Origin of the sequence: Flavobacterium sp. RSSB_23, assembly GCF_051547145.1 — a bacterium.
Taxonomy (GTDB): domain Bacteria; phylum Bacteroidota; class Bacteroidia; order Flavobacteriales; family Flavobacteriaceae; genus Flavobacterium.
This window is the reverse complement of sequence record NZ_JBPTTO010000022.1, coordinates 1-9,613: the sequence shown is the minus strand read 5'-3', so window position 1 is coordinate 9,613 and position 9,613 is coordinate 1. Positions and strand designations below refer to the sequence as shown.

The 9,613-nt window shown below is 36.9% G+C and carries 11 protein-coding genes; 4 read left to right on the top strand and 7 right to left on the bottom strand.

What is annotated here, in order from left to right:
- The first annotated feature begins 172 nt into the window (after positions 1–172).
- The gene (locus ACSVH9_RS15990) at positions 173–1,543 is read left to right on the top strand and encodes a M20/M25/M40 family metallo-hydrolase (RefSeq protein ID WP_438064575.1); all 1,371 of its coding nucleotides are present in this window, start codon (positions 173–175) and stop codon (positions 1,541–1,543) included.
- Positions 1,544–1,545: 2 nt separating this feature from the next.
- On the top strand, positions 1,546–1,890 hold the full coding sequence (locus tag ACSVH9_RS15985) for a DUF1801 domain-containing protein (RefSeq protein WP_438064574.1): 345 nt from the start codon (positions 1,546–1,548) through the stop codon (positions 1,888–1,890).
- A 633-nt stretch (positions 1,891–2,523) separates the two neighbouring features.
- On the opposite strand, the gene ACSVH9_RS15980 is transcribed toward ACSVH9_RS15985, so the two are convergent.
- From ACSVH9_RS15980 to ACSVH9_RS15970, 3 genes are all read right to left on the bottom strand, one after another.
- Complete coding sequence (locus ACSVH9_RS15980; RefSeq protein ID WP_438064573.1) at positions 2,524–3,375, bottom strand: hypothetical protein; 852 nt, start codon at positions 3,373–3,375, stop codon at positions 2,524–2,526.
- Positions 3,376–3,396: 21 nt separating this feature from the next.
- Positions 3,397–4,215 carry a 3-deoxy-8-phosphooctulonate synthase gene (gene kdsA / locus ACSVH9_RS15975; protein ID WP_438064572.1) on the bottom strand — a complete coding sequence of 273 codons (819 nt, stop codon included), beginning with the start codon at positions 4,213–4,215 and terminating at the stop codon, positions 3,397–3,399.
- Between the two features lie 120 nt (positions 4,216–4,335).
- Positions 4,336–4,788, bottom strand: coding sequence for a 2-dehydro-3-deoxyphosphooctonate aldolase (locus ACSVH9_RS15970; RefSeq protein ID WP_438064571.1), 453 nt, complete (start codon positions 4,786–4,788; stop codon positions 4,336–4,338).
- Positions 4,789–5,181: 393 nt separating this feature from the next.
- On the opposite strand from ACSVH9_RS15970, the gene ACSVH9_RS15965 reads away from it, so the two are divergent.
- Both ACSVH9_RS15965 and ACSVH9_RS15960 read left to right on the top strand, forming a co-directional pair.
- Positions 5,182–5,742 (top strand): YeeE/YedE family protein, encoded by a 561-nt coding sequence (locus ACSVH9_RS15965; protein ID WP_438064570.1) that lies wholly within the window; start codon positions 5,182–5,184, stop codon positions 5,740–5,742.
- A gap of 7 nt (positions 5,743–5,749) precedes the next feature.
- Entirely contained in the window at positions 5,750–6,166 is a 417-nt protein-coding gene (locus tag ACSVH9_RS15960) for a DUF6691 family protein (protein ID WP_438064569.1), read from the top strand.
- Between the two features lie 64 nt (positions 6,167–6,230).
- Here ACSVH9_RS15960 and ACSVH9_RS15955 read toward each other — a convergent pair whose 3' ends face one another.
- The 4 genes from ACSVH9_RS15955 to prmA all read right to left on the bottom strand — a co-directional run bounded on the left by ACSVH9_RS15955 (position 6,231) and on the right by prmA (position 9,481).
- Positions 6,231–6,902 carry a lysoplasmalogenase gene (locus ACSVH9_RS15955; RefSeq protein ID WP_438064568.1) on the bottom strand — a complete coding sequence of 224 codons (672 nt, stop codon included), beginning with the start codon at positions 6,900–6,902 and terminating at the stop codon, positions 6,231–6,233.
- 76 nt (positions 6,903–6,978) lie between these two features.
- Complete coding sequence (locus tag ACSVH9_RS15950; RefSeq protein ID WP_438064567.1) at positions 6,979–8,244, bottom strand: sterol desaturase family protein; 1,266 nt, start codon at positions 8,242–8,244, stop codon at positions 6,979–6,981.
- Positions 8,245–8,334: 90 nt separating this feature from the next.
- The gene (locus ACSVH9_RS15945) at positions 8,335–8,610 is read right to left on the bottom strand and encodes an ATP-dependent Clp protease adaptor ClpS (protein ID WP_159684704.1); all 276 of its coding nucleotides are present in this window, start codon (positions 8,608–8,610) and stop codon (positions 8,335–8,337) included.
- Positions 8,611–8,647: 37 nt separating this feature from the next.
- The gene (gene prmA / locus ACSVH9_RS15940) at positions 8,648–9,481 is read right to left on the bottom strand and encodes a 50S ribosomal protein L11 methyltransferase (protein ID WP_438064566.1); all 834 of its coding nucleotides are present in this window, start codon (positions 9,479–9,481) and stop codon (positions 8,648–8,650) included.
- Between the last annotated feature and the right edge of the window lie 132 nt (positions 9,482–9,613).

Genomic DNA, 9,613 nt, shown 5'->3' with positions numbered 1-9,613 from the left:
CACAACCCACAACCCACAACCCACAACCCACAACCCACAACCCACAACCCACAACCCACAACCATAAACAATTAACCAATTAACCGATTAAACTTTAAACAACCTACCTAATAATTCATAAACTTTCCCGAAATTGCCACCAACTATAAAGTTCCAAAACCAACCTAAAACTATGAAGAAAACTTTTTTTACAGCCCTATTGCTAAGCCTTGGCGGAGTCGTTTTTTCGCAATCATCAGAGGAGTTGCAACTCAAAGCCATTTACCAATCCGCATTGACCAAAGGGCAAGGCTACCAATGGCTGGACTATCTTTCTAACCAAATCGGACACCGCTTATCAGGCTCTGACAATGCTGAGAAAGCAGTACAATACACCAAAGCACAATTAGAAACCTTAGGGTTAGATAGAGTGTTTTTACAGGAAGTAATGGTGCCAAAGTGGGTGCGTGGTGCTAAAGAAACCGCTTATATCAAAGATGGAAAAAACAAAATTGAAGTGCCAATTTGTGCTTTGGGCGGGTCGATTGCTACACCTAAAAAGGGTTTGCTGGCTCCCGTAATCGAAGTACATAGCATCAAAGAATTAGAAAGCTTGGGAACGGCTTTAAAAGGAAAAATAGTCTTTTATAACCGCCCAATGGACGCAGAACAAATCGAAACATTTAAAGCTTACGGACATTGTGTGGACCAGCGTTCTTCAGGGGCTAGAGAAGCAGCAAAGTATGGTGCGGTGGGAACGATTGTGCGTTCAATGAATTTGCGTTTGGATGATTTTCCGCATACTGGTAACCAGAGCTATGGCGACTTACCGCAAGCACAATGGATTCCTACAGCAGCCATCAGCACCAATGGCGCGGAGTTATTAAGCAAGAAGTTAAAAGAAAGCCCACAACTGCAATTCTATTTTAAGCAATCCTGTGAACAAATGGGCGATGTGTTGTCTTATAATGTGGTGGGCGAACTCAAAGGAAGCGAAACCCCCGAAAACATTATGGTAGTTGGCGGTCATTTGGATTCTTGGGATTTAGCTGATGGTTCGCACGATGATGGGGCAGGAGTGGTGCAAAGTATGGAAGCGCTACGTATCTTGAAACAGCTGAATTATAAACCCAAAAACACGATTCGTGTAGTGTTGTTCATGAACGAAGAAAATGGCAACCGTGGCGGAAAAAAATATGCAGAATTGGCACAAACCAATAAAGAAAATCACGTTTTTGCACTCGAAAGCGACTCGGGAGGCTTTTCGCCAAGAGGTTTCTCATTCGAATGCAATGACGAGGAGTTTGCTAAATTTAGCAGTTGGAAAGGGCTATTTGAGCCTTATTTGATTCATAGTTTTGTAAAAGGACATGGCGGAACGGATATTGGACCATTGACATCCAAGCATATCGTCAAAGCAGGACTCAAACCCGATTCTCAACGCTATTTCGATTACCATCACGCGGCCAACGATACCTTTGATGCCATTAACAAAAGAGAATTGGAATTGGGAGCAGCTACTATGGCTTCTTTGTTGTATTTGATGGATCAAAAAGGCTTGTAACTATGAAACCCGCTGAAGCCTATATTTTCAATCAGCCGCACTTGTATCAGAGTATTATGTTGCATTTACTTCAGGTGATTCAGCAACAATTACCCGAAAGTGAAGTGATGTTCAAATGGGGCATTCCTTATGTGTATTATAAGAAGAAACCCTTTTGCTATCTCGCTCCCAATCACAAGAAAGGATTTGTCGATTTAGGTTTCGCCAAAGGTTTTAAATTGCAACACAATCAGTCCCATTTGATTGGAGAGAAGCGAAATACGGTAAAATCGTTACGTTATTTTAACCTAGAAAATATCGACCATGACATTTTGATAGCCGTAATTACCGAAGCAAAGACATTGTAACCTATGTTGATCATTATTTTTTTTTGAGTCAATTGAATAGGAATGGGCTTTAGCCCATTCTTGATATTGTAGAGGCAAAGACATTGTAACCTATGTTGATCATTATTTTTTTTTGAATCAATTGAATAGAATGGGCTAAAGCCCATTCTGTTATTGAGTTCGATTATTATTTTTTATGAAAAAAATCAATAGGAATGGGCTTTAGCCCATTCTTAATATTGTAGAGGCAAAGACATTGTAACCTATGTTGATTATTATTTTTTTTTGAATCAATTGAATAGGAATGGGCTTTAGCCCATTCTGTTATTGAGTTCGATTATTATTTTTTATGAAAAAATTCAATAGGGATGGGCTTTAGCCCATTCTTAATATTGTAGAGACAAAGACATTGTAACCTATGTTGATCATTATTTTTTTTTTGAATCAATTGAATAGGAATGGGCTTTAGCCCATTCTTTAAAATGAGTTTCGTATTGGCTTTAGCCAAAATCAATTATAATTTTGAATAAATTGATTGTATTATAATCATTTAATAAATATCATTCTATTGAAGCGATAGTATTCTAACTTAGGTCTGTGTAAAAAAAAATCTCCCGAAAAGGAGATTTTTTTTATGATTTTTTTGGTGAAAATTTAGATTCTAAATTTTCCACCTACAGCAAGGATTCTCTGAAAAAAGAAGAAATCTTGTGATGCCTTATCGTCAGTACTCATTGTAGTTCGGATGTCATTCATGTTGATATAACCGCCTTTTAATTCTCCTTGGATATAGAAATATTTAAAGAAAGTAATATTTAAACCAGCTTTCAAGGAAGTTCCAAAACCGGATACGTGAAAGTCATCATGACGTTCTTTTCCAAGTAATTTGGTATTTGTTTTTGGATACAATACCCCAAAACCAATACCTTCTGTCAAGTTAACCTGAATTTTATCCGTATTCCCAATTTTAAATAACTTAGAAATATCATCATGACGAGAAACTTCAGTATTGATGTAATTCAAGCCATCAGTGTGTTCGTAAGTTAAAAACTGTTCGTCTGTAAAGTTAACAGGAGTGTTGTTGTAAGTACCGTTAAACACAGCACCAGGGTCTGAGGCAGGCAAGTTAATAGTGCCTGTTACATTAGCTGTTTGATTTTGAGTCATCACATATTTCATATGGTCTACTCCAATAGCCACACTATAATGGTCAGAGAAAAAATAACCCAAACGCAAATTCGTTTGTGGAATTGTCATTTTGGTAGGGTTAATGTAATCGATATGCCAACCTTTGGGTTTGTCATGAGCTCGCATATCCGCTACCGTAAAACGATAATCTTTGCCGGTAAAGGTAACATCCGATTTACTGTAGGATTCCCTGTTTCCTCCCCATGAAATAAAGAACTTTCCTTTATTGTGAGCGGTGTATCTTACGGGAGCAATTTCTTGTGCAAAGGCAATAGTTGTCGTTAAAAAAAGAACGAAATAATAATAAGATGTTTTCAAGGGGCTATTAAATAAAAAAAATTAAAATTGATTGATGGTTTGTCTGATAGCTACCAATTTAGTCATTAAGACTTCAAAATAATCCAAATGCAACATGTTCGCCCCATCACTTTTAGCGTTAGCTGGGTCAAAATGAGTTTCAATAAAGATGCCATCTACACCTACAGCAATTCCAGCTTTGGCAACAGTTTCAATCATGTCTGGTCGACCTCCAGTTACACCTGCTGTTTGGTTAGGTTGTTGCAAAGAATGCGTAACATCCAAAACCGTTGTAGCATACTGCTGCATCGTTGGAATACCTCTATAATCTACAATCATGTCTTGATACCCAAACATAGTTCCGCGGTCAGTAACCATTACATTTTCGTTTTGGCAATCCAATACTTTCTGTACGGCGTGTTTCATACTCTCTGGACTCATGAATTGCCCTTTTTTCAAGTTGACTACTTTTCCAGTTTTGGCAGCAGCAACTACCAAGTCTGTTTGTCGAACCAAAAAGGCTGGTATTTGCAACACGTCTACATAAGCAGCAGCCATAGCAGCATCTTCATTAGTATGAATATCAGTTACAGTTGGAACACCAAAAGTTTCTGAAACTTTTTGAAGAATTTTTAAAGCTTTTTCGTCCCCAATCCCAGAAAAACTATCAATTCTAGAACGGTTGGCTTTTTTGAAAGAACCTTTAAATACGTACGGAATTTGCAATTTGTCTGTGATACCAACCAATCGCTCTGCTATACGCAAAGCCATTTCTTCTCCTTCAATGGCGCAAGGACCTGCTAAAACAAAGAAATTACCACTATCGGTATGCTTAATTTGCGGGATATGATGTATGTTCATTTTTTTAAATTTTGTGTGCAAAGTTAATTAGCTTTTGCGATTTTTGATTATAAATAAGAACTAAAATAGTGTTTTTAGGATAGCATTTAAGAAAGTCTTAAGCATTGCAGCAAACGCAAGCTAATTTTTTTTCAAGCTAAACCCAACGGGAACCATCAATTGGCCTCTTTCATAGATATTCAAATACAATAAAATTGGCTTTTTAAGTCCATCCCATTTTATTTCATAGACATCTAGAAATCCTGCACCCATTTCTGTGTTTTTTGAAGGAAATGGACAGCAACTTTCCAGTTTCGAAAAAGTAATCGCTTCCCCGTTTGGCCCAGCCAAAGCATTCAAAAAGCGTTGTTGATTGATGACATCGTCTTTGGTACCACGATAAAAGATATTAATAGGGTAATCTTTGTCATAGCCATACTTTTTGTCTTTACTAAAGGCTGTAATGACAAACGTATTGTTCTTAGTAAGTTGCGGAACTGGCGCATTGTTGTCCACATTTTTTAAAGTCGATTTGGTACTAATGCAGGATGCAAATAGAAAAAGACTAGCTACTAGTCCAAGGATTTTTTTCATAATCAGAAGTTATAATTTTGTTTTCTTTTCAAGTATTTCTGTATGCTTACTCTGGTTGGGTTAAACAAGAATGATACCAACTTTTGTCAAGGTTTTCAAAAGCAAATATAAACACTTTACACTTTACTACTCGATAATATTTCTGCAGTAGATTGTTAGAAAATTGCATTTATTTTATAGCTCATTCTTGGGAGTAATAAAAGATATTCTGTGTAAATAGCGCTCTGCTTTTTGTTATACCTCAAGCTTTTACTTAAAAGTCCACTTATAAGACGCCATCTTTGATAGTGCTTTTTCTCTACTGCTTCATGATTAGATTTTAAGTGCAAAAAAGCACTTTTAGTATGAAACTTAGATTTGCTTACTATCTTTGCCGAAAATTAAACAGTGTATATGGATTTTATTTCTCAAACTTGGGCCTGGTACGTTTCTGGTTTTCTAATCGGAATGGTCATGCTTCTTTTGGTGTATTTTGGAAAAACATTTGGGATGTCTTCTAACCTTCGTTCTTTATGTACCTTGGCTGGTGCTGGCAAAAAAGTACCTTTCTTTGATTTTGATTGGAAAGCCTCTCGCTGGAATTTAGTAGTGGTACTAGGTGCAATGTTAGGTGGCTTTGTGGCGGTACATTATATGAGCGCTCCAACCAACGTAGCAATCAATCCCCAAACGGTTGAGCAATTGGCAACATTAGGAATCGATGCTCCTGATGGGAAATTAGTGCCTGATGCCCTTTTTAGCAGTTCGCTGTTTCAATCTCCAAAAGGAATAGCACTATTGCTTTTAGGTGGTTTTTTAATTGGTTTTGGCTCTCGTTATGCTGGTGGTTGCACCTCAGGACACGCCATTACAGGCTTGAGTAATTTGCAATTGCCTTCGCTAAAAGCGGTAATTGGGTTCTTTATTGGTGGATTAATTATGGCACATCTCTTGTTGCCTTTACTTTTAAAATAATTACGATATGTTCAAAGCTTTAAAATACCTTCTCGTTGGATTCCTATTCGGAATTGTCTTAACGAAATCAGAAGCAGTTTCTTGGTACCGCATTTACGAAATGTTTCACTTTCAATCCTTTCATATGTATGGCATAATTGGCGTTGCCGTAGCCACAGGATTAATCGGAATGCAATTGGTGAAACGTTTTCAAATCAAAAATGTTAAAGGCACTCTTATGCAAGTTGAAGACAAAGAAAAAGGTTCAGCTCGCTATTGGATAGGAGGAACTCTTTTTGGTTTAGGATGGGCGCTTGTAGGCTGTTGTCCTGGACCTATCTTTATATTATTAGGCGCTGGATTTTTCCCTGTGTTGCTAGTGCTTTTGGGAGCGCTTTTGGGAACTTTTGTCTATGGATTGACGAAAGACAAACTGCCTCATTAAGCTTTTGATTAGAATTTTACTTAAAAAATGATAAAAAAAAGTAGTCTTTTCAATTAAGAAAAGACTACTTTTTTTGGTTTAGGCGAAGAAGGCCTGAAACAATAAGGTACTGTGCCAAGATGTAAGTACTCATAATCCAAAAACCAGATTGAGCTATAGGATGGTAGAATTTATTAATAGCCAATATGCTGTCCGAAAGCACAAAGAAAATGGCACCTGTTAGGATGAAATAAGCTGCTGGTTTTTCCCAAGCCAAACTTCCTTTATAAGCAACAAAGAGCATTGTAGTAATTACAGCTGCGTATACCATTACAGGAATTTGTAATGGGCCTAATTTCGGAAACAATAGACCAACCATACCAAAGAAGTAACCAAGAATCAGGATAGCTCCTAAGTACAAAGCAACGGAATTACTTTTAATTGCTGATTTGGGTTGTTTACTAAAAAGGACAATGTACAGGATATGAGAAAGTAAAAACGAAACCAACCCTAAAATGAAATATATTTCGGCTTTGTCAGCAAACATCAAAATGATATCTCCTATCCAAGAAAACAATAAAGCGCTGAGCAATAATTTTTTGCCTTGAAAATCAGCAGAAATCAGAACAGTTACTAGCAAAAAGGGCAACAAAAAGGGTTTCAAATACCAGTTAATTGTATCTAATCCAATAAAAGGTAATAATAAGTAGAGTATACTAAAAATAAGGTAACTGTTGAGGATGCTGTTCGCTTTCATAAGACACAAGAAGTAATAAGCAGTCTATGCGACTACGGAATGGAAATTAAATAAGTTTAGAATAAGTTTGAAGCAACTAGGCGAGTGCTATTTTTTCTTTTTCAAAATCAACTGCCACAAAGTAAATACTCATAGCAAGGGAAATCGAAAAATACCCAATTAAAATAAAGGTACTCACGGGTAGTAAATTGGTCAATCCAAACCAATCACCATAAAAATAGAGCAGCCCCATAGCAAAAAGGAATCGGAAAGTCTCCCAAAAGACAGCCGTTTTTCGGGCATCCATCAATTCTGTGTAACTGTAAACGGTTACAAAGATAAAAGCGCCATACACAAACACGTGCGGTAAGCCAATCGTACCTATAGAATCATACATATAGGTAATCAAAAGCAAAGTAACCAACGCCTGAAAAATAGACCAATACATTAATTTCTTAGAATGCTGTGTGCCGTACTTTTCAAAATGATAGACGTCGCTTATTTTGGTAACGGGATATTTTTCTTCAAAATTCTCAGGGCGCCAACCGGTTGGTTTGAACCAAATGGTGAGTTTGTCTTTCCAGTTTTCAGCACGCCACGCATCCGAAATCAGCAATCCTAAATGCTGAAAATTAATTCGGATGGGGTTCCAAGTTTGTGCAGGTCGGGTAATCCCAAAAACAGGAGGCACTGCATCCAATTCTTCTTGAAAAGTGCCAAAGAGTTTGTCCCAAAAAATAAAGATTTGGGAATGATTCTTATCGATATATTCTGGATTGATGGCGTGATGCACACGATGATGGGAAGGGGTAACCAAGATTTTTTCTAGAAAGCCCATTTTTTTGATGTGTTTGGTATGGTACCAAAACTGTAAAAACAAATGAATGGGTAAGGTAACCGCAATTACTACTGAGGGAACTCCCAAAACTGCGGCAGGAATAAGTAAAAAGGTAAAAAGATTGACAAAACTTGAAATGGTTTGGCGCAGCGCACAAGCCAAATTGAATTCCTCACTACTGTGATGAATAGCGTGTTTGTTCCATAAAAAATTAATTTGATGCGCCCATCGGTGCGACCAATATCCATAAAAATCAATGCAAATAAAAGCAATGATATACGCCCAAACACTGGCTTCTAAATGAAATAGGGCAATATGAGCTTCAAGCCATTCATAAGTAAGGATGGAGATACTAATTCCCAAAACATCTTTGACCGAATTCGTCATTCCAGAACTGACACTCGAAACCGTATCCATATAAGGAGCAGTGTCTTCGCCTTTAAAATGACCGTAAATTTTTTCAATCGCAATGAGTAGTAAAAATATGGGCATTACAAATACCAATATTTTGCCGTATTCTTCCATAAAGTACTTTTTTTTTACCAAATATATAAAAAAGAAAAAGCAGAACTACCAATTGTATTGATAATTCTGCTTTTTTATAAAAGTTTTTTCTTAGACTATTTCAGCGTTTAAACCCGCTGCCAAAAGTTTAGTGCATTGTGGTTTCAATTTGTCATAAGGCCCTGTTTTTACAGTACATTTTCCGTTATAGTGAATGATTAACGAGCATTGTTCTGCTTGTTCAGGGGTGTGGTCACAAACTCGAATTAAAGTCTCAATTACGTGGTCAAAAGTGTTAACATCGTCATTGTATACTATAATTTCATTGTTGAGCCCTAGCAATTCCTTGATATTGACTTTTTCTCTTACTTTTTCTTTAGTACTCATAATGCTGTGTTTTGATACTAGAAATGGTGTAAAATTGTTATTTGTTATATTTCAGGGAAACCCAGTTGTTTCTTTGTAGTTTTTTTACAAAAGTTAGTCCTTTTTCAGTGCAAGAAGCGTCTAGGAATGGAATGTCCTCTTCGTAAAAACCACTCAATAATAAGGTTCCATTTGGATTCAAACAATCAACATAACTTTGCATATCGTTCAATAAAATGTTTCTGTTGATGTTGGCAATAATCAAATCGTATTGTTTGCCAGCAAGTAAAGCGGCATCTCCTTCGTAAACGCTAATGTGTTCACAATTATTGCGTTGTGCGTTTTCTATGGAATTCAAATAACACCAATTGTCGATATCAATCGCATCAATAGGTTGGGCTCCTTTCATTTCGGCTAAAATGGCCAAAATCGCGGTACCACATCCCATATCTAGTGTTTTCAATCCCGCCACATCCATATCGAGTAGGTGCTGAATCATCATATGAGTAGTTTCGTGATGCCCTGTACCAAAACTCATTTTCGGTTCGATGACAATATCAAATTCGGCATCGGTTTTTGGATGAAAAGGAGCGCGAACGTGACAGTTCCCGTCTACATCTATAGGTTCAAAGTTTTTTTCCCACTCTTCATTCCAGTTGATTTGTTCGATTTCTTCGAAGGTATAGCTAATCTTGAACTCTTCGGATTGTAGAATAAAAATATCCTCTAAAATAGTTTCGTCCCAAAGGTCTTTTTGAACGAAGGCGTCAATTCCTGTTTCGGTTTCGGTAAAGCTTTCGAATGCTTTTTCGCCCAACTCGGCAATTAGAATTTCTGAACCTAATTCTTTGGGTTCAATAGTAAAATGGTATCCTATGTAACTATTTGACATCTTTCAATTTTTTTGCAAAGGTACTATTTCTGTGCTGATGCTGTGTTAAAAATAATAAAAAGCTATAGTGTTGTTGTTGTTGTTGTTGTTGTTGTTGTTGTTGTTGTTGTTGTTGTTGTTGTTGTTGTTGTT

Coding starts and splice junctions, on each gene's coding strand:
- ACSVH9_RS15990 (WP_438064575.1), top strand. CDS start 173: ATGAAGAAAACTTTTTTTACAGCCCTATTGCTAAGCCTTGGCGGAGTC.
- ACSVH9_RS15985 (WP_438064574.1), top strand. CDS start 1,546: ATGAAACCCGCTGAAGCCTATATTTTCAATCAGCCGCACTTGTATCAG.
- kdsA (WP_438064572.1), bottom strand. CDS start 4,215: ATGAACATACATCATATCCCGCAAATTAAGCATACCGATAGTGGTAAT.
- ACSVH9_RS15970 (WP_438064571.1), bottom strand. CDS start 4,788: ATGAAAAAAATCCTTGGACTAGTAGCTAGTCTTTTTCTATTTGCATCC.
- ACSVH9_RS15965 (WP_438064570.1), top strand. CDS start 5,182: ATGGATTTTATTTCTCAAACTTGGGCCTGGTACGTTTCTGGTTTTCTA.
- ACSVH9_RS15960 (WP_438064569.1), top strand. CDS start 5,750: ATGTTCAAAGCTTTAAAATACCTTCTCGTTGGATTCCTATTCGGAATT.
- ACSVH9_RS15955 (WP_438064568.1), bottom strand. CDS start 6,902: ATGAAAGCGAACAGCATCCTCAACAGTTACCTTATTTTTAGTATACTC.
- ACSVH9_RS15950 (WP_438064567.1), bottom strand. CDS start 8,244: ATGGAAGAATACGGCAAAATATTGGTATTTGTAATGCCCATATTTTTA.
- ACSVH9_RS15945 (WP_159684704.1), bottom strand. CDS start 8,610: ATGAGTACTAAAGAAAAAGTAAGAGAAAAAGTCAATATCAAGGAATTG.
- prmA (WP_438064566.1), bottom strand. CDS start 9,481: ATGTCAAATAGTTACATAGGATACCATTTTACTATTGAACCCAAAGAA.